Genomic DNA, 22,481 nt, shown 5'->3' on the forward strand with positions numbered 1-22,481 from the left:
TTGTCCTCGTGACCGGCCACTGGGCTCTCTCCAAGCGCTTCGCTACACTGCGGCTTCGACTCCAAATATGACGAACCGCCATGCTGCGACTGCTTTTCTGGATAGCCCTGATTGCGATGGCCTACTGGCTGTGGCGTCGTTTCAAGCAACCCGCCACCCGAACGGAAACAGCGGCCGAACCTGAAACGACGCCCATGGTGCGCTGCGCCCATTGCGGCGTGCATCTACCCAAGGACAGCGCCCTGACGGCAGGCGAGCAGTGGTATTGCAGCCCGGAGCACCAGCGCCTGGCCAAGCATGACTGAGCTCAGCGGTATCGAGGGTAGCCAGAGCCTGCGCATTCTCCGGCTCTACCATGCCTACCGCATCATCGTCGGCCTGGTCCTCGCTGTGCTGGTTTCGCTCAGCCTGCACGATCAGCTGCTCGATCTGGCCAACGGCTCACTGTTCGAAATCGGCTGCTGGGTCTACCTGATCTTCAATGCCGGCGCCGCCCTGCTGGTGCGACAGCCTGACCGCCTGGCGCAAACCTTTGCCCTGGCTCTGAGCGACATCGCCTTGCTGGCGACGCTGTTCTATGCCGCCGGCGGCGCTCCCAGCGGCATCGGCAACCTGCTGATTGTCGCAGTGGCAATTGCCAACTTCATGCTTCGTGGTCGCATAGGCCTGGTGCTCGCAGCCTTTGCCGCCTCGGCTCTGATCTATCTGACGTTCTATCTGAGCCTCAGCCGCCCCGCCGCCGCGGGCCAGTTCGTCCAGGTCGGCGCCCTCGGCGCACTGTGTTTTGCCGCCGCCCTGTTCGTCCAGGCGCTGAGCAAGAAGCTGCGCCAAAGCGAACGCCTGGCCGCTGAGCGCGCCGCCGAGGTCGCCAGCCTGGAGGCAATCAACGCCCAGATCCTCGAACGCATGCGCACCGGCATCCTGGTCATGGATGCCAATCATCAGGTCCTGCAGGCCAACCAGAGTGCACTCGGTCTGCTCGGCAAGTCGCAGCTGATCGGTCGTCGCCTTGATCTGCTAACCCCCGAACTGGTGCAGCGCCTGCAACACTGGCAAGGCAACCCGACTCTGCGCCCCGACAGCCTGCAGGCCGCGACGGATGGCCCAGTGCTGCAACCGAGCTTCGTCAACCTGCATGACGGAGGCCAGCAAAACACCCTGATTTTTCTGGAGGACATCTCACCCATCGTGCAGCAGGCCCAGCAGTTAAAGCTGGCCTCACTTGGTCGCCTGACCGCCGGCATTGCCCACGAGATACGCAACCCACTCGGCGCCATCAGCCACGCCGCGCAACTGCTGCAGGAATCCGATGAGCTACCGGAGGCCGACAAGCGCCTGGCACAGATAATCCAGGACCAGTCGCGACGGATGAACCTGATCATCGAAAACGTCCTGCAGCTGTCGCGGCGGCGCCAGGCCGAGCCGCAACTGCTTGACCTCAAGTACTGGCTGCACCGTTTCGCCAGTGAGTTCCGCCAGTCCGCCCGCGACAACCAGCAGCTGCATATTCATGCCGATGGCGGCAGCCTGCAAACCCGTATGGATCCGCACCAGCTGACCCAGGTGTTGGGCAACCTGGTGCAGAACGGCCTGCGTTACAGTGCGCAGAAGAATCGTAACGGTCAGGTATGGATGAAGCTGTTCCGCGATACGGAAAGCGACCTGCCGGTACTCGAGGTGCTCGACGACGGCCCGGGCGTACCCGCCGAGCAGGAACAGCATATCTTCGAGCCGTTCTATACCACCGAGAACAAAGGCACCGGCCTGGGCCTGTATATTTCCCGTGAACTGTGCGAAAGCAACCAGGCACGCCTCGACTACAAACCTCGCGAAAGCGGCGGCAGCTGCTTCCGCATCACCTTCGCCCACCCGCGCAGACTGAGCTGAACATGAGTCGCCAGAGAGCCCTGATCGTCGACGACGAACCCGACATTCGCGAACTGCTGGAAATCACCCTTGGGCGCATGAAGCTCGATACCCGCAGCGCCCGCAATCTGAAGGAAGCGGCCGAGTGGCTGGCTCGCGAGCCGTTCGACCTGTGCCTGACCGACATGCGCCTGCCTGATGGCACTGGCCTGGAACTGGTGCAGTTCATCCAGCAGCGCCACCCTCAGCTGCCGGTCGCCATGATCACCGCCTATGGCAGCCTCGACACCGCCGTCAACGCCCTCAAGGCCGGAGCCTTCGACTTCCTGACCAAGCCGGTCGACCTCACCCGCCTGCGCGAGCTGGTCGGCACAGCTCTGCGCCTGGGCAACCCGAGCAGCGAAGACGCACCAGTAGACCACCGTCTGCTCGGCGATGCCCCGCCCATGCGGACCCTGCGCAACCAGATCGCCAAGCTGGCACGCAGTCAGGCTCCGGTGTACATCTCCGGTGAATCGGGCAGCGGTAAGGAACTGGTCGCCCGACTCATCCACGAACAGGGCCCGCGCAGCGAACACCCCTTCGTACCGGTCAACTGTGGCGCCATTCCTTCCGAACTGATGGAGAGCGAATTCTTCGGTCACAAGAAAGGCAGCTTCACCGGCGCAGTCGAGGACAAGCAGGGGCTGTTCCAGGCCGCCAATGGCGGCACCCTGTTCCTCGACGAGGTTGCCGACCTGCCGCTGCCCATGCAGGTCAAACTGCTACGCGCCATTCAAGAAAAGGCCGTGCGTGCCGTCGGCGGCCAACAGGAAGTGGTAGTTGATGTGCGCATTCTCTGCGCCACCCACAAGGACCTGGCCTCAGAAGTCGCCGCCGGGCGCTTCCGCCAGGATCTGTACTACCGCCTAAACGTCATCGAGCTCAGCGTGCCACCGCTGCGCGAACGCCGCGAAGACATCCCGCTACTGACCGAGGTTACTCTCAAGCGCCTGGCCGACGCCTGCGGCCTGAGCCCCGCTCGCCTGGCACCCGACGCCCTGGAAAAGCTTAAGAGCTACCGATTTCCCGGCAACGTGCGCGAGCTGGAAAACATGCTCGAGCGCGCCTACACCCTGTGCGAGAACGACCTGATCCAGCCACAGGACCTGCGCCTGAGCGAAGCCAGCTGCAGCGCAGCCGCCGGAGAGGCCTCTCTGGCACAGATCGACAATCTGGAAGACTACCTGGAAGAAATCGAGCGAAAGCTGATCATGCAGGCACTGGAAGAAACGCGCTGGAACCGCACCGCCGCCGCCCAGCGCCTTGGCCTGACCTTCCGTTCGATGCGCTACCGCCTGAAGAAACTGGGCATAGATTGATCTTTGCCCATCACAGAGCCCTGAGCCGACCAGCCGGGGAATAAGGCGCCGGATCGACAATCGGTGTTTCGCCCAGCATGAGATTCTTCAACAGCTCACAAGAGGCAGGCGCCAACACCAAACCATTGCGGTAATGCCCGCAGTTGAGCCAGAGCCCAGGCAATTCCGGCACCTCGCCAATAAACGGAATACCGTCCGGCGAACCCGGACGCAATCCCGCCCAATGCCCGACGACCTCCCGCTGCGCCAACCCCGGCAGCATCTTCTCGGCAGACGCCTTCAGGCTTGCCAGTGCCTCCCCGGTGGGCGTTTTATCAAACCCGACATGCTCCAGGGTGCTGCCCACCAGCACATGACCATCACGCCGTGGAATGGCATAACGCCCTTCGGAAAGCACCATGGAGGGCAGGTAGTCCGACTCGCACTTGTACAAAATCATCTGTCCCTTGACCGGCTCGACGGGCAAATGCAGACCGAGAGTTGCGAGCAGCTCGCCGCTCCAGGCGCCTGCTGCAAGCAGAACAGATGATGCCTCGCACTCAAACTCGCCTGCATTGATACCCCATCCATCTGAACGAGCCTTCAAACCACTAACCTCAGCATGAGTAAAGACTCGCACCCCACTCTGTCCCTCAAGGACTTTACCCAAAGCAGCTAGCAAGAGAGGGTTACGAACATTAGCTACCTGCGATTGGAAAAGCGCCTGAGTAAAGCCCTCACCCAGCATCGGCAATGCCTGCCGCAATGCACGCTCATCTATCTGCTCAAGCGCCACATGATGCTGCGCCGCCCACTCTAGCGCACGCTCCGCATCCTCAAGATGGAGCCAGTAGAGCCCCGTCGCGCGCACCTGCGGATCAATACCGGCATCTTCAGTCAGCTGCTTAGCAAAGCCTGGATAGAATCCTTGAGACCAATGCGCCAGAGCGCCAACAGCCGGCGCATAGCGCCAAGGATAAAGTGGCGACACTATCCCGCCGCCAGCCCAGGATGATTCGCGACCAGCGTCCTGCCTCTCAAACAGAACTACACTTAGTCCTGCTTGAGCCAGCGCCAGTGCCGAGAGCTGGCCCATGACCCCCCCTCCCACGACCACGACATCACTGAAGAGCTTCATATCACCTCTTAAAACAACACAAGGCAAGGACGCCACAACATGCAACCGAGCAAGGGAACCACACTTTCAGAGCTGCTCATAGCGCTTGCTTTGAGCGCTATTGCAATCACAATGGGAATACCCGCCTTCGCCACTTGGCAGATGAATGGGAGGAAAATGGCATGCACCCATCAACTGCTCAGTGCTCTGCAGCTTGCCCGCCATTATGCCGCTAACCAACGAACACCAACGTCGATCTGCAGCGGCCAGTCCACGTGCAACTCCCAACGAAGCTGGCACGGCTCTATCATCGTATTTTCGGACACAAACCTAAATGGCCAATTGGATACAGGTGAACAGCTGCTACATAGCCACAGACTTCCTGATAACAGCTGGTGGCAATGGAACAGCTTTCGCAGAACCGCACATCTGAGCTTTATGCCCGATGGCACAACTCACGCGACCAACGGCACCCTGACGCTTTGCCTAGGCGACAGGCCATCTCAGCAAATCGTGCTCAGCGCAACAGGGCGACCCCGCTTGCAGAGGATGCCCCTTCAGGTTCGCTGCTAGCACAGGCAACTCGTCGCAGGAAATGGCTCGTCCGTCCATGCTGACTGGATTTATGCTTTCAGTGCGGTAGGTTTAGGATGGACCAACAGGATATCCACGTCATGCAGTACAACCGCGGCTTTACCCTTATTGAGCTGATGATAGTCATAGCAATCATTGCCTTGATCGTTAGTGTTGGCATACCGCAATACAACGACTTAGTGGCGAACGGTCGACTCTCGTCCAAGACTAATGAATTGCAAGGCTTACTGCAGATAGCCCGCAGCGAAGCTGTCACCAATAGGGTACAAACTCTGGTCTGCGGCAGCACCGATCAGGCCAACTGCGACACCAATAATTGGGAGCAAGGAGTAATTGCTTTTCGTAATCGAGATGGCAATGGCGTAGCCACCGCAGACGAACTGATTCGCGTGATTCCTGCAACTACTGACGCCATCACGATTCGAGGTGCAAATGGGAGCTTGCGCTATCTGACCGACGGCACAATGACCGGAGTCCAGATACTTCGCATTTGCGACAACCGCGGCGTAAACAACTCCAGACAAGTTTTTATCAACACCAGCGGACAGAGTAGAACACACCAAGGCAATTATGACGACAACGACGCCGACACGGTGGCAGATGACGGAGTTTGCCCATGAAAGCGCATACTAAACAATACGGCTTTAGCATGATCGAGCTTCTTGTTGCTCTTCTGATCCTTGCAATCGGCCTGTTTGGCATGGCCAGCCTGATGCTGACAAGCATGAAATCCAACCAGAGCGCAGCTACTCGCAGCCAAGCAAGCTGGCTAGCTTATGACATTATCGAGCGCATGCGCCTGAATGTTGATCAGGCCACCACTTCCAACAGTTACGTAACAGACGCAGATGATGGCGCACCGAATGACCCAGGCTGCAAAGCAAACGGATGCAGCGCAGCAAACGCTGCATTACTTGATCTCCGAGAGTGGAAAGTGGAACTCGGCAACGCCGGACTACAAGGCAGTGTTGAGCGCGCAGGCAATAATCAATACAGCGTCACTATCAGTTGGGCTGACGCCAATCTAGCAGCTTCCACTGACGCTGAAGCAGCTATCACCAACTCTTTCACTGTGAGAGCTGACCTATGAAGCGCGCTCACCAAGCAGGCATGTCGCTGATTGAGCTGATGATTTCCCTGCTGCTGAGCTCATTCCTGATACTCGGCATTTTACAACTCTTCATAAACTCTAACAGCACTGACAAAGCCAACTCAGCACTAGCGCGCCTACAAGAAAACGGGCGTATTGCTCTAGATCTTCTCAAACAGGATCTGCGCCGAACTAGTTATCAAGGCTGCGCCATGCCCAGCGCCGAAAGCAGAGCCAACTCCAGCAGCTCCTTTCCATTGGACGCGATGGGCGCCCCCTCTCAGGATGACTCACCAACAGACGACGAATCTCACGAAGGGAACGGCACCGATAGCGACAAACTGGTCGTACGCTATGCACGGCCAGTCACCATGCGAGCAACAAATATTAGTGCAAGCTCAGTAACATTTATTACTAGCAACAACATCAACTTCACTGCAGGCGATCGCTACGAATTCATTCTCACCAACTGCCACGAAGTCGCGATTTTCACTGGTATAGCCTCTGCGCGCAGCAATAACACAGATGCGACAACCAATGCCGCCATGCCAGATAAGTACTCTATAACATCACTTCAGGGGCTGAACGCAGGAGCACCACCCAACCTGAATGGTTTCCCCACCGGTTTGGGATCACAATTCCTGACCATTGGAGAAAACAACTTTGTGGTCCAACCAGACCCCAGCAACTTAGATGCACAAGGCAATGGCATCTCAACACTGTATAAAAATGGCGATCCATTGATTGCTGGCGTCGACAACTTCCAAGTGCTCTACGGTGTGGAGTCTGGAGGTGTTACCCGCTGGATTAATGCTGACAATCTAGATGACAACACTCGTAGTACGATCAGTCGTCTCCAGATCAGCATTGTAATGGCCAGCGAAACTGACGTGACAGATCAGACCAATACGCAAGCATTGCCTATTGCCAACATTGGCGCAGACACCTCACTTGCAGCCACCGCAGATCGCAGGCTGCGGCGAGTATTCAACAGCGTTATTGATGTGAGAAATCGTCCATGAGCAGCCCTTTCAGCCAACAACGTGGCGCAGTGTTAGTGATCAGCCTGATCCTGCTACTGCTGCTCACCATACTGGCCATCACGGCCTCAAGCACAGCCTCCCTCCAGGAACGAATGGCAGGTAATGCACAAGAGGCAAATATCGCCTTCCAGGCAGCGGAAAGCGGCCTTAAAAATATGACTGATGTCGTTGCCAGTGGCGGATCACCTGCTGCCGACGCACTGCTAGAACTGGTGTATGAAGACGGAAATGGCAGTGAAACCCGACGCATCCGAGCTCGCATGCAGTCAACCTCGCAACTAGCCGAGGGAAGCAGTGCAAGCGTGAACAGTGGCACGCCTGAAACAATCATGTACGACCTCACCAGCACCAGCACCCTTGACGCCAATGCTACGTCGGCAGGCCAGATCACCAACAACAATGCAGCAGCCCGTCATTTACAGGGCTACCGCGACCGCATCATTCGCTGACGACTCGAGAGGACAGCGACCATGAACAAGCCTATCCATGTTTTCCCTCGGGTTATGCTAAGCACACTGGTGAGCGCGCTACTCCTACAGAGTGCCATCAGTTACGCCGACGACACTGAAATTTTCTTCGGTGGCCCAGCCATCGACGAGTCGGTTCGCCCTAATGTGTTGTTCGTCCTCGACAACTCCGGCTCCATGCAGTGGCGCACCTCCAGCAACTCCAACCCGTCAGGCTCCGAACTGTCACGCATGCAGATTCTCAAGAACTCATTCTCGAGCATCATCAACAGCGCGGGCGCCATCAACGCGGGCATCATGGTGCTCAACAGTCGCGCCAACTACGACGGTCGCATGGTGTACCCGGTAACTAACATCGACACCCCCATGCCCAACTCGGCTGAAGTGGTAGCTAGCACTCCGGAGATCATCGTCAGTGGCGATGACGCCACCGAGCGCACTGACACCAGCAACAATGCGGTTATCAACGAAGACGTGCTGTTCATGGGCAACATCAGCAACGTCACCTCCGTCCCCTACGCCCCGAACAAGCTACTTGAGGACAACGACGCATTCTTCATCAAGCCCAACGCTGGACAAGACTATGCATGTCGCATGGACAAGCCCAACAGCCGGCCAGGCGGCGCCGTTTGCACCAACAACGACGTAGACACCATCAATCTCCGCGCCGGTAGTGATGTCTACGTCTCGCCCGTCAGGGCTACTTCACTGCTCTACTTCAGAGATGTCCGCAACTCGGATGCAACCACGATCCCTGCCAATGCCCGACTGGCAGCAGACTTCACCGCTTACCTCGACCTTCGTCCGACCAATACCCAGGGCACTCGCCCCTCAGTTCAGGTCAGCATTGAGAGAAACAAGGCTCCAGGGGCGCTGAACGACAGCAGTCAGGTGGGGGCCCGCACCTTCCTGCCGACAGTAACCCTGCAGCCCAATAGCTGGAACTCCGCCCAGACAGCAACTATTGATATCACGCAAGTGATCAAGGACCTGCTTGCCATCGACGGCTTGCCGCTGGACGACGTACTAATCAAGGTGCGTGCCACCAACAATGCCGATTACACCTTCTGTGCCCGCAACTGCGGCAGCGGCAATGCCAATGCTCCAAAGCTGCGTATCAATTACACCAGCAGCTCGACTTATAACGAAACGCGCATGGGAGCACTGCGCTTCCAGAATGTCGGCATTCCCCAAGGCGCCACAGTTACCGGTGCACGACTTGATTTCGTTCCTGCCACCACCAGTTCGGACCCAGTGACCTTCACGATTAAGGCCGAAAGCAGCAACGATGCCAGCGTATTCACCAATAGCAGCGACCTTAGCGGCGGCCGGAGCAAAACCGCCGCAATGGTCAGCTGGGCACCGGACGCCTGGACCAACGCCAGCCCCCCAGTGCACATCGAAGGACCCACCGTTACCGCTCTGGTTCAGGAGGTGGTCAACCGCTCAAGCTGGTGCGGCAACAACTCGATGGCCTTCTATCTAGAGCCAACAGGCGGCACCGGCTCCCGCACCGCACACAGCATTGATGGTGCACCTGGGCTGCAGCCCACGCTGACAGTCACCTATACAGGCGGCAGCGGTGGCTGCCTCAACCCGATCATCGAGGCCACGGTCAACAGCGCCAAGAACGATGCCTATGAAGAGAACGACGACGACATGGTGCTCGGTGGCAGCACCCTGCCCGTTGACCGCAGCCGCTTCGCGGCTCGCTTCGAAGGCATGCCCATCGTCCGTAACGCGACCATTCTCGACGTCAAGGCCATCCTCACCCCGGCCAATACCGTGGCAGGCGCCAATGTCAGCACCACAATTCGCTTCGAAAGTGCAGACAACTCGGCCCCATTCACCTCGAATGACGATGACATTACCGACAGAAACGACACGACCGACAGCACCTGCGTCATCGACAGCTGGATCACCGGAATACCCTTCAGCTGTAGCAACAGCACCCTGACCGCTGGCCTGCAGGGCATCGTCAACCGCAGCGGCTGGGCCCCTGGCAACGCCATAACCTTCATGTCAGTACAGGGCGCCGACTCGAACCTTGAAGTCCAAGCCTACGAAAGCAATCCCGCCCAAGCCATCAAGCTGCGGATCAAGCTCGCAAATGGCGGACTGGCCTCCACCGACTACACAGTACGCAACCATCTCAATGCACTCGTGCAGTCCATGGTGGCCGGCGATGGCACACCGATAGTACCCACCATGAACGAAGGCGTTCGCTACCTGCGCGGCAACCGCACAGGCTATGACAGCCCTATCACCAGCGCCTGTCAGACCACTCACATGGTCATCCTCACAGATGGCCAGGCCAACGGCAACGGTGCGCAGAGCTCCATCGGCAGCCTAATTGGAGAAACCTGTACAGGTGATGCCAGCGACTCAGACGAGCAATGCGGTCGCAGCCTTTCCGAATGGGCAGCCCTTACTGATCAGTCCAGCTTCGATGGTGACAACTTCATCACCACCCACACTATTGGCTTCGCACTGGGAGCACTGGCTCCCAGCACGGTAGCGCAGGACTTCCTGAACGACCTAGCCGAGAGCGGCGGTGGGCAGGCCTATACCGCCGAAAACGCCAGCCAGCTGTCGGCCGCCTTCAGCGCCATCCTTCAGGACGTGCTGAGCACCGACACCACCTTTGTAAGCCCCGGCGCCACGGTTAACCAGTTCAACCGCCAGAGCAACAAGAACGAGGTATATTTCGCCCTGTTCAAACCCGGCGAAACCAACCGCTGGCTGGGCAACGTGAAACGCTACGCGCTCAACAGTGGCGAGGGCGACATCATCCTCGATGCCGACGGTGTGGGCGCCATCGACGGCGATACAGGCTTCTTCAAGAGCGATGCCCGCAGTTTCTGGACAGCCACCGCAGACGGCAACAATACGGCAGCAGGCGGCGTAGCCAACCAACTGCCCGCAGCGGCCTCCCGCAAGGTATATACCTACCTGGGTGCCTCACCGGTCAGTCCAGTCACGCTGACGGCAAGTCAGCACCTGCTTAACACGGCCAATGCCGGCATCACCTACGACAAGCTGGGCCTAACGGCTGGCCGTTCGGCTGAGCGCAACAGCCTGATCAACTGGCTGCGTGGATACGACGATGTCGCCAGCTCGGAGAGGAAGACCCTAGGAGACCCTCTCCACTCAGTACCTCGCTTGGTCACCTATAGGTGCAACAGCTACACCGACGCCACCTACAAGACCTGCGCGAGCGAGGATCAGAGCGTATTCGTCGGCACCAACGAAGGCTACGTCCAGGCGTTCGACACCAACAGCGGTGTCGAACAGATGGCCTTTATGCCTGAAACCTTACTGAGCAATTCGGTCAAACTACGCGATAATGTTCGCTCGACTAGCTTGTTCCCACGTCCATACGGCATGGATAACACCGTGGTGACCTGGGTCAACGACATCAATAAGAACGGCGTGATCTATGGCGGCAAGAACCCCGAGAGTGCAACACCAGCACTGCTGAGCGGACTCAACACCGGCGAGTTCGTCTATGCCTACGCGACTATGGGCCGTGGCGGGCGCAACCTGTACTCACTGGACGTAACCGACACCAACGCTCCAAAACTGCGCTGGTTCCTTACCCCCAGCACTCCAGGCTTTGCCAGGCTTGGGCAAACTTGGTCCACCCCGGTGGTGACCAAGATCAAGATCGGCAGCACCGAAACCCCGATCATCATGTTCGCCGGCGGTTATGACGAGACCCAAGATGATGTCAGCATCCGCGACTGGAATGGCGACAGCAAGGCCTTTGGCAGCACCAGAACGCAAGATCAGTACGGCAATGCGCTTTACATAGTCAACGCACTAACCGGTCAGTTGATCTGGTCCGGCAGCAGCGAGGCCACCAACGCCAGCGCCCAGTCGCACCAGCAACTGACCAAGATGAAGTACAGCATGCCAGGCAGTCTACGGGTGATCGACATCAACCGTGACGGTTATGCCGACCAATTCTTCATCGGCGACATGGGCGGCCAGGTCTGGCGCTTCTTCATCAACAACGGCAATGCTGTTGGTTCGATCGTCAGTCCACTCGACAGCGGCTCAGGCACAACGAATGACGGTGTCTTTGCCAGCATCATCCCTGCCGACTCTGGCTCGGAGAGTGACGCCCAGCTCAAGAGCAAGCTGCGCCGCTTCTACAACGAGCCCGACGTAGCCCTACTGACGGTTAACGCGGGCAAGTCACTTATCATCAATATTGGATCAGGCTTCCGTGGTCACCCACTGGATACCAACGTCGAGGATCGTTTCTACTCATTCAGGACACCAATCATCGACACCAATGCCGTTCATAGCATTCTCAGCGAATCAGACATGTACGATGCCACGGCGAACCTGATTCAAGAGGGAACCGCCAGCGAGAAGGCGGCCGCTGCAACAGCATTTGGCAGTAACACCGGTGGATGGTATATCCGACTGGATGATCGCGACGGCGAGAAAGTGCTGTCACGCGCACTGACCTTTGCCGGCCAAGTATTTTTCAGCACCTACGAACCCGGCAACAGCGAGCCCACTACGACCTGCAAGGCCGTTCAGGGGGCAGGCCGTTCCTATGCAGTCAATCTGTTCGATGCCACTCCAGTTCAGCAACGTGTCAATGGTTCTCCTGACCGACTTGACCGAGTAAAAGCACTCAAAACTGCGGGTATCCCACCAGACGTTGTCGCACTTTTCCCCGAAGGCAAGAAGAAGGCATCCCTGTGTAACGCAACCGAATGCGAAGATATGGATGTCGACATTTCCGTGGGGCCGACTTACTGGATTGATGAGAAATGATAATGTCCACAAACAAGGGGTTTACTCTAATTGAGATGATGATAGTGGTAGCCTTGATTGGGACACTGGCGGCAATAGCCATACCCAGTTATCAGGGCTACCTGACCAAAGCTGCTTGCGAGGATGCCAAAGCCACCCTGGTCGGTGCAGCCAATGTATTGGAGCGATTCAGAGCCCAGAACAATACTTACCCGGAGGTTGCAGAAAGCGATGCCGTCCTTGGGGGTTATGCCTTCAGCCCTGTGGATGGAGAAAGAAAGCAGATGAACATTGCGATCACTGCATCCACTCCGACCAGCTACACCCTCACCGCAACGCCGACGGCAACAGGGCGACTGGCAGGTCGTGGCACGCTGACCTTGAATTCTGTAGGCATCAAGGGCGCAGCTGGGGACCTGGCCAACCCGCCCAACGATGCCCCATCGGTCGTGGACGTATGGCAAAACAGGTGCTCGGGTCTTTAAACAGGGCGCGTAGAAATGAAAAGGCCGCACTTAGTGCGGCCTTTTCATTTCAGTGCCTTAAGAATGTTAAAGAGTCTTGACTCTCAGCTCCTTCGGCATCGAGAACGTCACGTTCTCCGGCCGGCCTTCCAACTCAATCGCCACATCCCCGCCCCACTCACGCAGCTGGTTGATGACGCCCTGAACCAGCACTTCCGGGGCGGAGGCTCCGGCGGTGATGCCGATCCGCGCTTTGCCCTCGAACCACTCCTGGCGCAGATCCTCGGCACCATCGATGAGATAAGCCGGGGTATTCAGGCGCTCGGCCAGTTCGCGCAGCCGGTTGGAGTTGGAGCTGTTCGGACTGCCAACTACCAGCACCACATCGCACTCGGCAGCCAGTTGCTTGACCGCATCCTGGCGGTTCTGTGTGGCATAGCAGATGTCATCCTTACGCGGGCCGCCGATACTCGGGAACTTGGAGCGCAGAGCATCAATGACCTTGCTGGTATCGTCCATGGAGAGGGTTGTCTGGGTGACGAAGGCCAATTCCTGAGGATTGCGCACCACCAAATTAGCAACGTCCTCTTCGTCTTCGACTAGGTAGATATCGCCACCATTGCGCCGGTCGTACTGCCCCATGGTGCCTTCAACTTCGGGATGTCCCTCATGGCCAATCAGGATGCATTCACAGCCGTCACGACTATAACGGGCCACCTCCATATGCACCTTGGTCACAAGCGGACAGGTCGCATCGAATACCTTTAGCCCGCGCCGGTCAGCTTCCTGACGTACCGCCTGAGAAACACCATGGGCGCTGAAGATGACGATGACGTTGTCCGGCACCTGATCCAGCTCTTCGACGAATACGGCACCGCGGGCGCGCAAATCCTCGACCACGAATTTGTTGTGCACCACCTCGTGACGGACGTAGATCGGCGGCCCGAATACTTCCAGCGCACGGTTGACGATCTCGATCGCGCGGTCGACGCCGGCGCAGAAACCACGGGGGTTGGCGAGTTTGATGTGCATGGAAGTCTCGGACAGGCGCAAACAGGAGGGAACTAGAGTGCCCCCGACAGACGCCGGGGGCAACAGGGTCAGGCGGCGTTGACGTCGATGATCTCGACGTCGAAGGTCAGGTCCTTGCCCGCCAGCGGATGATTGAAGTCGATGGTCACCTGGTTGGCGTCAAACGCCTTGACCACGCCCGGCAGCTCGGCATTGGCCGCATCATTGAAGATGATCAGCAGACCTTCGGACAGCTCCATGTCGGTAAACTGGGCGCGCGGCATGACCTGGATATTCTGCGGATTGCCCTGGCCGAAACCCTGCTCAGGACCGATCGGCAGGCTGCGCTTGTCACCGGCCTTAAGGCCGTAGAGCGCCTGCTCGAACCCAGGCAGTAGGCTGCCATCGCCTACCGTGAAGGTCGCCGGCTGCTTGTCGAAGGTGCTATCGACCACATCACCGTTGTCCAGCTTGATGGCGAAATGCAGGGTCACTTGCGTGGCCGCACCAATGCGTTGCTCAGTCATGCGCCGGTTCTCCGGATTTCTGCGGTTTGAACATATCCAGCGCCAGCAGAATCGCGCCCAGGGTAATCGCGCTGTCAGCCAGGTTGAACGCCGGGAAATACCAGCGACTCTGCCAATGCACCAGAATGAAATCGATCACATGGCCATAGACCACACGGTCAAACAGGTTGCCTATGGCGCCACCGAGGACGAGAGCCAGCGCCAGCGCAAGCCAGGTTTCGTGGGCTTTCAGGCGTTTCAGCCACACCACCAGCACGACACTAACCACCACCGCGATGGCGGCAAAGAACCAGCGCTGCCAGCCACTTTCGCTGGCCAGGAAGCTGAAAGCAGCGCCCTTGTTGTAAGCCAGGGTCCAGCTGAAGTAGTCCGGAATGACCACAATCTGCTGGTACAGGCTCAGGCTGTTCTCGAAGAACAGCTTGCTCGCCTGATCCAGCACAAACACCAGTACGCTGACCCACAACCAGGGCAGTCGACCGAAGCGAGCAGCATCAGGCATGCTGACGCACCTCGCCGACACCATCAATATTCTCGATGCAGCGACCACAGAGTTCCGGGTGAGCGGCATGGGTGCCTACATCGGCACGGTGATGCCAGCAGCGACCGCACTTGGCATGCGCCGACTTGACGATCTTTAGCTTGAGGCCCGCATTGTCGGTCGCCACGGCGTCGGCGTCAGCCGCGCTCAGCGGAGCGAGCTGGGCGGCGGAAGTAATCAGCACGAAGCGCAACTCATCCCCCAGTTTGGCCAGTTTGGTCGACAGCTCATCATCCACGAACAGGGTCACTTCGGCCTGCAGGTTGCCGCCGATGGCCTTGGCCGCGCGCAGATTCTCCAGTTCCTTGTTGACCGCCACCTTGACCACCATCACGTCCGCCCAGAAGGCGCGATCCAGCTCACAGTCGGCCGGCAGCTCGCTGAGCCCGGCGTACCAGGTATTGAGCATCACCGATTCGTTGCGCTCGCCCGGCAGGAACTGCCAGATTTCCTCGGCAGTGAAGGCCAGGATCGGTGCAACCCAGCGCACCAGCGCCTCGGCAATGTGGTACAGCGCTGTCTGACAGGAACGACGCGCCACGCTGTTGGCCGCCGTGGTGTACTGGCGATCCTTGATGATGTCGAGGTAGAAGCCGCCCAGCTCCTGCACGCAGAAGTTGTGCACCTTGGAGTACACATTCCAGAAGCGGTAGCTGCTGTAGGCCTCCTCGATCTCGCGCTGCAGCAGCAGGGCGCGATCCACCGCCCAGCGGTCCAGAGCCAGCATCTGCTCATCAGCCAGCAGGTCGGTCTCCGGATTGAAGCCATTGAGGTTGGCCAGCAGGAAACGTGCGGTATTGCGGATACGCCGGTAGGCGTCAGCGCTGCGCTCCAGAATCTGCTTGGAAACGGCCATCTCGCCCGAATAGTCGGTGGCCGAGACCCACAGACGCAGAATGTCAGCGCCCAGGCTGTCGTTCACTTCCTGCGGGGCAATGACGTTGCCCAGCGACTTGGACATCTTGCGACCACTCTCGTCAACGACAAAACCGTGGGTCAGCAGTGCCTTGTACGGGGCATGACCATCGATCGCCGCACCGGTCAGCAGCGAGGAGTGGAACCAGCCACGGTGCTGGTCGGAGCCTTCCAGATAGAGATCCGCGCGCGGCCCCTGTCCGTGGCCCATCGGGTGCGAGCCACGCATCACATGCCAGTGCGTGGTACCGGAATCGAACCAGACATCCAGGGTGTCGCTGATCTTGTCGTAGTCGGCGGCCTCGGCGCCGAGCAGCTCAGCCGTATCCAGCTTGAACCAGGCCTCGATGCCCTGCTCTTCCACCCGCTGGGCGACCTGCTCCATCAGCTCGACGGTACGCGGGTGCAGCTCGCCGCTCTGCTTGTGCAGGAAGAACGGAATCGGCACGCCCCAGGTACGCTGGCGCGAGATGCACCAGTCCGGACGACCGGCGATCATGCCGTGCAGGCGCGCCTGGCCCCAGGCAGGCACGAACTCGGTCTGCTCGATGGCCGCCAGCGAACGCTCGCGCAGGCTTGCGCCCGCCTGCGGCTGCGTGTCCATACCGACGAACCACTGCGCGGTGGCGCGGTAGATCAGCGGCGTCTTGTGGCGCCAGCAGTGCATGTAGCTGTGCTGGATGCCTTCGTGCCTGAGCAGCGCGCCGACTTCACGCAGTTTCTCGACAATCTGCGGGTTGGCCTTCCAGATGAACTGACCGCCGAAGAACGGCAGATCCGGCACATAAACGCCATTGCTCTGCACCGGGCTGAGGATGTCGTCATTGCTCATGCCGTAGTGCTTGCAGGAACGGAAGTCGTCCTCGCCATAGGCCGGTGCCGAGTGAACGATACCGGTACCCGCTCCCAACTCGACGTACTCAGCCAGGTAGACTGGCGAGAAGCGCTCATAGAAGGGATGGCGGAAGCGGATCAGCTCCAGCGAGCGGCCCTCGGCGCGGGCGACGATCTCGCCACTCAGGCCATAGCGCTGCAGGCAGCTCTCGACCAGCTCCTCGGCCAGCACCAGTAGGCGCTCGCCAGTGTCAACCAGGGCATAGGTGAACTCGGGGTGAACGTTCAGCGCCTGGTTGGCCGGAATGGTCCAGGGCGTGGTGGTCCAGATGACAATGGCGACCGGCTTGCTCAGCGCGCTCAGGCCGAAGGCCGCAGCCAGCTTGTCGGCGTCTTCGACAATGAAGGCGACATCAATGGCATCGGACTTCTTATCCTGATACTCCACCTCGGCCTCGGCCAGTGCCGAGCCACAGTCGAAGCACCAGTTCACCGGCTTCAGTCCCTTGAACACGAAGCCCTGCTTGACCATCTCGGCCAGCGCACGGATTTCACCGGCCTCGTTGGCAAAGTCCATGGTCTTGTAGGGGTTGCTCCAGTCGCCCAGCACACCCAGACGCATGAAGTCGGCTTTCTGCCCTTCGACCTGCTCGGCAGCATAGGCGCGGCACAGTTCGCGAGTCTTGTCGGCCGGCAGATGCTTGCCATGGGTCACTTCGACCTTGTGCTCGATCGGCAGACCGTGACAGTCCCAGCCAGGCACATAGGGCGCATCGAAGCCGGACAGGGTCTTGGAGCGGATGATGATGTCCTTGATGATCTTGTTGACCGCATGACCGATGTGGATGTTGCCATTGGCATAGGGCGGGCCGTCATGCAGGACGAACTTCGGGCGACCCTCGCCAATCTGCCGCAGCTTCTGGTACAGGCCCAGGCCGTCCCAGCGCTTGAGGGCTTCCGGCTCGCGCTGTGGCAGGCCGGCCTTCATCGGGAACGCCGTTTCCGGCAGGTTCAGGGTCGCTTTGTAATCGGTCATCTTAGGTCCGGCTCATGATCAGGAATTGGCGCGCTGCCAATAGGCGCGGGCACTGGCGATATCGGCATCAATCGCCGCTTTGAGAGCCTCCAGCGAGGCAAAGCGCTGCTCATCCCGCAGCTTCTGGTGGAAGACCACCGTCAACCGGCGACCATAGAGGTCACCGGCAAAATCCAGCAAATGTACTTCCAGGTGTGCGCGGCCGTCACCGGCCACCGTCGGACGCATGCCGATATTGGCCACGCCCGGCTGCACGCGCCCATCCAGCTCGACGCTGACCAGATACACCCCGTTGAGCGGGGCACGACGGCGCTTGAGCTGCACATTGGCGGTGGGTGTCCCGAGCTGGCGACCCAGTTTCTGGCCATGCAGAACACGCCCGCTGATGCTGAACGGACGCCCCAGCAACTGCTGGGCCAGGGCAAAGTCGGCCACCTGCGCGGCGTTGCGCACCCGCGTGCTGCTGACCCGATCTCCGTCCAGCTCGATGGTAATGGCATCCTCGACACTGAAGCCGAATTGCCGGCCGGCCTGTTCCAGAAAGGAGAAATCACCGGCGCGGTCACAGCCAAAACGGAAGTCATCGCCAACTTCCAGATGCTGCACACCCAACCCCTCGACCAGCACGGTACGCACAAAGTCGGCAGCCGACAGCTCACGCAGACGACGATTGAAGGCCAGACACAGCACCCGGTCGACACCGGCAGCCGCCAGCAGCTCAAGCTTGTCGCGCAAGCGCGACAGGCGCACCGGCGCATTGTCAGGAGCAAAGAATTCGCGTGGCTGCGGCTCGAAAATCACCACACAACTGGGCAGCCGCAGCTCGGCAGCGCGCTCGCGCAGACGCTGCAAAATAGCCTGATGCCCACGGTGCACCCCATCGAAATTACCGATGGTGGCCACACAGCCGCGGAGCGCGGGCTTCAGATTGTGCAAACCTCTGACCAGCTGCATATCAGGCTACTTGCTTAAAAAGTGGTCGATTATACCCACAGCCACGCGCCGACAACAGGCGCGCAGCCATTAGGACACTGCACGCCGGGCAAAGTCGCGGGGACGAAAACCCAGAGCAAACAGCACAGCGAAATAACTGCCGGCGCCGGCAACCACCAGAACGCCCAACCAGAACATGCGCTGCGGCATGCCACCCAGCTCCCAGGCCGGCACATAACGCATGCCCAATAGCAGCACGCCAACCATCACCGCCAGCGCCAGCAACAGCTTGGAAATGAATATGGGCCAGCCAGCCTGCGCCTGATACAGCCGCTGACGCCGCAGCTGCCAGAACAACAACCCGGCATTCAGGCAGGCCGCCAGACTGATCGACAGCGCCAGGCCGGCATGAGCCAGCGGAATCACGAAGAGAAACAGCAAATTCATCAGCTGCGTCGCCACCAGACTGAAAATGGCGATACGCACCGGCGTCTTAATGTTCTGCCGGGCATAGAAGCCAGGCGCCAGCACCTTGACCAGAATGATCCCGACCAGACCGACGGCATAGGCCACCAGTGCCCGGCAGGTCATGTCGGCATCCAGCGCCGTGAAGGCACCGTACTGGAACAGGGTCACCACCAACGGCTTGGCCAGCACGATCAGCGCCAGAGAAGCCGGCAGCGCCAGCAACAGACAGAGTCGCAGCCCCCAGTCGAGCAGCTGCGAGTAGCTACTGCGATCATCCAATGCATGGGTACGCGCCAGCGACGGCAACAGAATGGTACCCAGCGCCACACCCAGCACGCCGGCCGGCAACTCCATCAGACGATCGGCGTAATACATCCAGGACACCGAACCAGCCACCAGAAAGGACGCAAAGATGGTGTTGAGGATCAGCGAAATCTGACTGACCGACACCCCGAGAATCGCCGGCCCCATCTGCTTCATCACCCGCCACACGCCCGTATCACGCAGGTTCAGCCGCGGCAGAACCAGCATGCCGATCTTCTTCAATGCCGGCAGCTGGAAAACGAACTGCAACAGGCCGCCCACCAGCACCGCCCAGCCCAGCGCCATCACCGGCGGCTCGAAGTACGGCACCAGAAACAGGGCAAAACCGATCATGCTGACATTCAGCAGCGTCGGCACGAAGGCCGGCACCGAAAAACGGTTCCAGGTGTTGAGAATGGCCCCCGCCAGCGAAGCCAGGGAAATCAGCAGGATATAAGGAAAGGTCACCCGCAGCAGATCAGTGGTCAGGGCGAACTTCTCGGGGTCGGCGGAAAAACCTGGCGCCGTCGCCCAAATAATGGCTGGCGCAGCCAGGATGCCGAGCAGGGTCACAAGCGCTAGCACCAGGGTCAGCAGGCCCGCGATATAAGCAATGAAGGTACGCGTCGCCTCCTCACCCTGCTGCGCCTTGTATTCCGCCAGAATCGGTACAAAGGCCTGGGAAAATGCCCCTTCGGCGAAAATCCGCCGCAGCAGGTTGGGCAGCTTGAACGCCACGAAAAAGGCGTCGGTCGCCATGCCGGCGCCGAAGGCACGTGCCACGATGGTGTCGCGCACAAAGCCCAGCACGCGCGACAAAAGAGTCATTGAGCTGACAGCTGCCAGCGATTTCAGCAGATTCATTGGGCCTGACCGGATAGAATGCGCCACCGCGGTGACCTTTTATCTGCCCACAGGCAGCGCCACCGCTTGCAAAGACGGCGAGTTTAGCCGGGCAGCCGCTGGTCAGGCCAGCAAACGCCGTTGCTAATTCGCTTGACACTACCCAACCGCAAGGGAATAATTCGCGACCTTAATTTGTTCGCTATTCCCAAGATTTTGAGGAGCTCGACGGTGGCCAACTCACCTTCCGCCAAAAAACGCGCCAAACAGGCTGAGAAGCGTCGCAGCCACAACGCCAGCCTGCGCTCCATGGTGCGCACCTACATCAAGAACGTTGTCAAAGCGATCGACGCTAAAGACCTGGAAAAAGCTCAGAGCGCTTACACTCTGGCCGTTCCGGTTATCGACCGCATGGCTGACAAAGGCATCATCGACAAGAACAAGGCTGCTCGTCACAAGAGCCGTCTGAACGCTCACATCAAGGCAATGGCTACCGCCGCCTGATGCGATGATGCAGAAAAAACCGGCTCTTGAGCCGGTTTTTTTGTGCCTGTAGACCCCCCCCCCCGGACGCTCTCAGCGCACCCAGGGCAGAATCGGAATCGCAGTCACCGCATTTTGCGGACTGCCCTCGATCACCCGATCGCTGTAGACCAGATAGACCAGGGTATTGCGCTTCTGATCGAAGAACCGCACCACCTGCATAGTCTTGAACACCAGCGAAGTCCGCTCCTTGAAGACCTCCTCGCCATCCTTGAGCTGACCAACGAAGCGTACTGGTCCGACCTGGCGACAGGCGATCGACGCCTCGGCACGATCCTCGGCCAGCCCGAAGCCACCTTTGACCCCTCCCGTTTTAGCCCGCGAGAGATAACAGGTCACACCTTCGACTTTGGGATCATCAAACGCCTCGACCACGATCTTGTCGTTAGGCCCCACCCACTTAAACACGGTCGAGACCTCACCAATCGCTTCGGCAGAGGCCATCACAGGCAACAGACTGAGCGCCAGCACGGCGCAACGAACACTGAACACAGGCTTCTCCTTGCAGAACCATTCCGCACAGAGAGTCACCCAGCCAGACAGAGAAGGCAATGGTGCGACCAGAGAACACCGCCGCACCCTGCAAAGGATCTGGCGCTAGACCAGCACCAGATTGTCGCGATGCACCAGCTCCGGCTCATCGATATAGCCCAGCACCGCCTCGATGCGATCAGTCGGCAGGCCGACGATCTTTTGCGCATCGGCCGCCGCATAGTTGGCCAGCCCGCGCGCCACTTCCTGGCCATCAGGCCCCACGCAGGCGACCATCTCGCCGCGCCGGAAACTTCCTTCGACGGCACGCACACCCACCGGCAGCAGACTCTTGCCATCCACGGTCAGCGCCTTCACCGCCCCGGCATCCAGCGTCAAAGTGCCGCGCATCTGCAGATGCCCAGCCAGCCACTGTTTGCGCGCCGCCAGCAGACCGCGCTCCGGTGACAGCAGCGTGCCCAGACGCTCACCTGCCTTGAGCCGATCCAGCACTCGCTCGATACGCCCACCAACAATCATGGTGTAAGCCCCGGAGCGCGCCGCCAGGCGCGCCGCACGCAGCTTGGTCTGCATGCCGCCACGACCGAGCGCGCCGCCAGTACCGCCAGCCACGGCATCCAGCGCCGGATCATCGGCACGCGCCTCGAAAATCAGCTGAGCATCGGGATTGTTGCGCGGATCGGCATCGAACATGCCGTCGCGGTCGGTGAGAATCACCAGCAGGTCCGCCTCGACCAGGTTGGCCACCAGCGCCGCCAGGGTATCGTTGTCACCGAAGCGGATCTCATCGGTAGCGACCGTGTCGTTCTCGTTGATCACCGGGATGGCGCCAAGCTCGACCAGGGTACGCAGGGTGGTACGGGCATTCAGGTAGCGCTTGCGGTCGGAGAGATCCTCGTGAGTCAGCAGAACCTGCGCGGTATGCAGACCATGCTCGCCAAAGCTGGATTCCCAGGCCTGCACCAACCCCATTTGACCCACGGCAGCCGCGGCCTGCAACTCATGAATGGCACTCGGCCGAGCAGTCCAGCCGAGACGACTCATGCCCGCCGCCACCGCACCGGAAGACACCAGCACCAGCTCGACGCCGGCACGGCGCAGCGCCACCATCTGCTCGACCCACACCGCCATGGCGCCGCGATCCAGTCCACGACCATCGGCGGTCAGCAGCGCACTGCCAATCTTCACTACCCAGCGCTGCGCGCCAGTCACCTTATCCCGCATGCTCTTCAACCTTAGCCGCCGCACATGCGGCGCTCAGACAAGCGGCGCCGGCGCGCC

At 59.6% G+C, this 22,481-nt stretch carries 20 protein-coding genes; 11 read left to right on the forward strand and 9 right to left on the reverse strand.

The genetic code is table 11. The annotated features are described in order from the left end of the window. Positions 1-80: 80 nt before the first annotated feature. The 3 genes from HNP49_RS12865 to HNP49_RS12875 are packed head-to-tail and all read left to right on the forward strand — an operon-like array spanning position 81 to position 3,227. Positions 81-305 (forward strand): PP0621 family protein, encoded by a 225-nt coding sequence (locus HNP49_RS12865; RefSeq protein ID WP_184683833.1) that lies wholly within the window; start codon positions 81-83, stop codon positions 303-305. Next, positions 298-1,887, forward strand: a complete 1,590-nt coding sequence (locus tag HNP49_RS12870) for a PAS domain-containing sensor histidine kinase (RefSeq protein WP_184683835.1) — start codon at positions 298-300, stop codon at positions 1,885-1,887. The genes HNP49_RS12865 and HNP49_RS12870 overlap by 8 nt, the downstream gene beginning before the upstream one ends. Positions 1,888-1,889: 2 nt before the next feature. Continuing rightward, positions 1,890-3,227, forward strand: coding sequence for a sigma-54 dependent transcriptional regulator (locus HNP49_RS12875; protein WP_184683837.1), 1,338 nt, complete (start codon positions 1,890-1,892; stop codon positions 3,225-3,227). A gap of 10 nt (positions 3,228-3,237) precedes the next feature. Here HNP49_RS12875 and thiO read toward each other — a convergent pair whose 3' ends face one another. After that, positions 3,238-4,344 carry a glycine oxidase ThiO gene (gene thiO / locus HNP49_RS12880; protein ID WP_184683839.1) on the reverse strand — a complete coding sequence of 369 codons (1,107 nt, stop codon included), beginning with the start codon at positions 4,342-4,344 and terminating at the stop codon, positions 3,238-3,240. A gap of 156 nt (positions 4,345-4,500) precedes the next feature. On the opposite strand from thiO, the gene HNP49_RS19000 reads away from it, so the two are divergent. From HNP49_RS19000 to HNP49_RS12915, 7 genes are all read left to right on the forward strand, one after another. Then, positions 4,501-4,896, forward strand: coding sequence for a GspH/FimT family protein (locus HNP49_RS19000; protein WP_409372551.1), 396 nt, complete (start codon positions 4,501-4,503; stop codon positions 4,894-4,896). 101 nt (positions 4,897-4,997) lie between these two features. Continuing rightward, entirely contained in the window at positions 4,998-5,537 is a 540-nt protein-coding gene (locus HNP49_RS12890; protein ID WP_184683842.1) for a GspH/FimT family pseudopilin, read from the forward strand. Continuing rightward, the gene (gene pilV, locus HNP49_RS12895) at positions 5,534-6,007 is read left to right on the forward strand and encodes a type IV pilus modification protein PilV (protein ID WP_184683843.1); all 474 of its coding nucleotides are present in this window, start codon (positions 5,534-5,536) and stop codon (positions 6,005-6,007) included. The genes HNP49_RS12890 and pilV overlap by 4 nt, the downstream gene beginning before the upstream one ends. Then, positions 6,004-7,029, forward strand: a complete 1,026-nt coding sequence (locus HNP49_RS12900; RefSeq protein WP_184683845.1) for a PilW family protein — start codon at positions 6,004-6,006, stop codon at positions 7,027-7,029. Before pilV ends, HNP49_RS12900 begins: the two co-directional genes overlap by 4 nt. Next, positions 7,026-7,499 carry a PilX N-terminal domain-containing pilus assembly protein gene (locus HNP49_RS12905; protein ID WP_184683847.1) on the forward strand — a complete coding sequence of 158 codons (474 nt, stop codon included), beginning with the start codon at positions 7,026-7,028 and terminating at the stop codon, positions 7,497-7,499. Before HNP49_RS12900 ends, HNP49_RS12905 begins: the two co-directional genes overlap by 4 nt. A gap of 21 nt (positions 7,500-7,520) precedes the next feature. Further along, a complete protein-coding gene (locus HNP49_RS12910; protein ID WP_184683849.1) occupies positions 7,521-12,311 on the forward strand; it encodes a pilus assembly protein in 4,791 nt (1,596 codons plus the stop codon). A gap of 2 nt (positions 12,312-12,313) precedes the next feature. Next, positions 12,314-12,775, forward strand: coding sequence for a type IV pilin protein (locus HNP49_RS12915; RefSeq protein WP_184683851.1), 462 nt, complete (start codon positions 12,314-12,316; stop codon positions 12,773-12,775). Between the two features lie 66 nt (positions 12,776-12,841). Here HNP49_RS12915 and ispH read toward each other — a convergent pair whose 3' ends face one another. The 6 genes from ispH to murJ form a co-directional block, all read right to left on the reverse strand. Further along, a complete protein-coding gene (ispH, locus tag HNP49_RS12920; protein ID WP_184683853.1) occupies positions 12,842-13,786 on the reverse strand; it encodes a 4-hydroxy-3-methylbut-2-enyl diphosphate reductase in 945 nt (314 codons plus the stop codon). 68 nt (positions 13,787-13,854) lie between these two features. After that, positions 13,855-14,292, reverse strand: coding sequence for a peptidylprolyl isomerase (locus HNP49_RS12925; RefSeq protein ID WP_184683855.1), 438 nt, complete (start codon positions 14,290-14,292; stop codon positions 13,855-13,857). Next, positions 14,285-14,794 carry a signal peptidase II gene (gene lspA, locus HNP49_RS12930; RefSeq protein ID WP_184683856.1) on the reverse strand — a complete coding sequence of 170 codons (510 nt, stop codon included), beginning with the start codon at positions 14,792-14,794 and terminating at the stop codon, positions 14,285-14,287. The genes HNP49_RS12925 and lspA overlap by 8 nt, the downstream gene beginning before the upstream one ends. Beyond that, positions 14,787-17,618: an isoleucine--tRNA ligase gene (gene ileS / locus HNP49_RS12935; RefSeq protein WP_184683858.1), complete on the reverse strand. Its 2,832-nt coding sequence runs from the start codon at positions 17,616-17,618 to the stop codon at positions 14,787-14,789. The genes lspA and ileS overlap by 8 nt, the downstream gene beginning before the upstream one ends. 18 nt (positions 17,619-17,636) lie before the next feature. Continuing rightward, on the reverse strand, positions 17,637-18,572 hold the full coding sequence (gene ribF, locus HNP49_RS12940; RefSeq protein ID WP_184683860.1) for a bifunctional riboflavin kinase/FAD synthetase: 936 nt from the start codon (positions 18,570-18,572) through the stop codon (positions 17,637-17,639). Between the two features lie 69 nt (positions 18,573-18,641). Then, on the reverse strand, positions 18,642-20,186 hold the full coding sequence (murJ, locus tag HNP49_RS12945; protein ID WP_184683862.1) for a murein biosynthesis integral membrane protein MurJ: 1,545 nt from the start codon (positions 20,184-20,186) through the stop codon (positions 18,642-18,644). Positions 20,187-20,396: 210 nt separating this feature from the next. Between murJ and rpsT the strand changes: the two genes are divergently transcribed. After that, positions 20,397-20,669: a 30S ribosomal protein S20 gene (gene rpsT / locus HNP49_RS12950; protein ID WP_095940293.1), complete on the forward strand. Its 273-nt coding sequence runs from the start codon at positions 20,397-20,399 to the stop codon at positions 20,667-20,669. Between the two features lie 72 nt (positions 20,670-20,741). On the opposite strand, the gene HNP49_RS12955 is transcribed toward rpsT, so the two are convergent. Both HNP49_RS12955 and proB read right to left on the reverse strand, forming a co-directional pair. Beyond that, positions 20,742-21,152, reverse strand: a complete 411-nt coding sequence (locus HNP49_RS12955) for a CreA family protein (RefSeq protein ID WP_184684124.1) — start codon at positions 21,150-21,152, stop codon at positions 20,742-20,744. A gap of 153 nt (positions 21,153-21,305) precedes the next feature. After that, positions 21,306-22,424 carry a glutamate 5-kinase gene (gene proB, locus HNP49_RS12960; RefSeq protein WP_184683864.1) on the reverse strand — a complete coding sequence of 373 codons (1,119 nt, stop codon included), beginning with the start codon at positions 22,422-22,424 and terminating at the stop codon, positions 21,306-21,308. Positions 22,425-22,481: the final 57 nt, after the last annotated feature.

The organism is Pseudomonas fluvialis, from assembly GCF_014207935.1.
GTDB lineage: Bacteria > Pseudomonadota > Gammaproteobacteria > Pseudomonadales > Pseudomonadaceae > Aquipseudomonas > Aquipseudomonas fluvialis_A.

Coding starts and splice junctions, on each gene's coding strand:
- murJ (WP_184683862.1), bottom strand. CDS start 20,186: ATGAATCTGCTGAAATCGCTGGCAGCTGTCAGCTCAATGACTCTTTTG.
- HNP49_RS12925 (WP_184683855.1), bottom strand. CDS start 14,292: ATGACTGAGCAACGCATTGGTGCGGCCACGCAAGTGACCCTGCATTTC.
- HNP49_RS12955 (WP_184684124.1), bottom strand. CDS start 21,152: ATGGCCTCTGCCGAAGCGATTGGTGAGGTCTCGACCGTGTTTAAGTGG.
- proB (WP_184683864.1), bottom strand. CDS start 22,424: ATGCGGGATAAGGTGACTGGCGCGCAGCGCTGGGTAGTGAAGATTGGC.
- HNP49_RS12875 (WP_184683837.1), top strand. CDS start 1,890: ATGAGTCGCCAGAGAGCCCTGATCGTCGACGACGAACCCGACATTCGC.
- HNP49_RS12915 (WP_184683851.1), top strand. CDS start 12,314: ATGTCCACAAACAAGGGGTTTACTCTAATTGAGATGATGATAGTGGTA.
- HNP49_RS12890 (WP_184683842.1), top strand. CDS start 4,998: ATGCAGTACAACCGCGGCTTTACCCTTATTGAGCTGATGATAGTCATA.
- HNP49_RS19000 (WP_409372551.1), top strand. CDS start 4,501: ATGGCATGCACCCATCAACTGCTCAGTGCTCTGCAGCTTGCCCGCCAT.
- ribF (WP_184683860.1), bottom strand. CDS start 18,572: ATGCAGCTGGTCAGAGGTTTGCACAATCTGAAGCCCGCGCTCCGCGGC.
- ileS (WP_184683858.1), bottom strand. CDS start 17,618: ATGACCGATTACAAAGCGACCCTGAACCTGCCGGAAACGGCGTTCCCG.
- thiO (WP_184683839.1), bottom strand. CDS start 4,344: ATGAAGCTCTTCAGTGATGTCGTGGTCGTGGGAGGGGGGGTCATGGGC.
- HNP49_RS12910 (WP_184683849.1), top strand. CDS start 7,521: ATGAACAAGCCTATCCATGTTTTCCCTCGGGTTATGCTAAGCACACTG.
- ispH (WP_184683853.1), bottom strand. CDS start 13,786: ATGCACATCAAACTCGCCAACCCCCGTGGTTTCTGCGCCGGCGTCGAC.
- lspA (WP_184683856.1), bottom strand. CDS start 14,794: ATGCCTGATGCTGCTCGCTTCGGTCGACTGCCCTGGTTGTGGGTCAGC.
- HNP49_RS12865 (WP_184683833.1), top strand. CDS start 81: ATGCTGCGACTGCTTTTCTGGATAGCCCTGATTGCGATGGCCTACTGG.
- HNP49_RS12900 (WP_184683845.1), top strand. CDS start 6,004: ATGAAGCGCGCTCACCAAGCAGGCATGTCGCTGATTGAGCTGATGATT.
- pilV (WP_184683843.1), top strand. CDS start 5,534: ATGAAAGCGCATACTAAACAATACGGCTTTAGCATGATCGAGCTTCTT.
- HNP49_RS12905 (WP_184683847.1), top strand. CDS start 7,026: ATGAGCAGCCCTTTCAGCCAACAACGTGGCGCAGTGTTAGTGATCAGC.
- HNP49_RS12870 (WP_184683835.1), top strand. CDS start 298: ATGACTGAGCTCAGCGGTATCGAGGGTAGCCAGAGCCTGCGCATTCTC.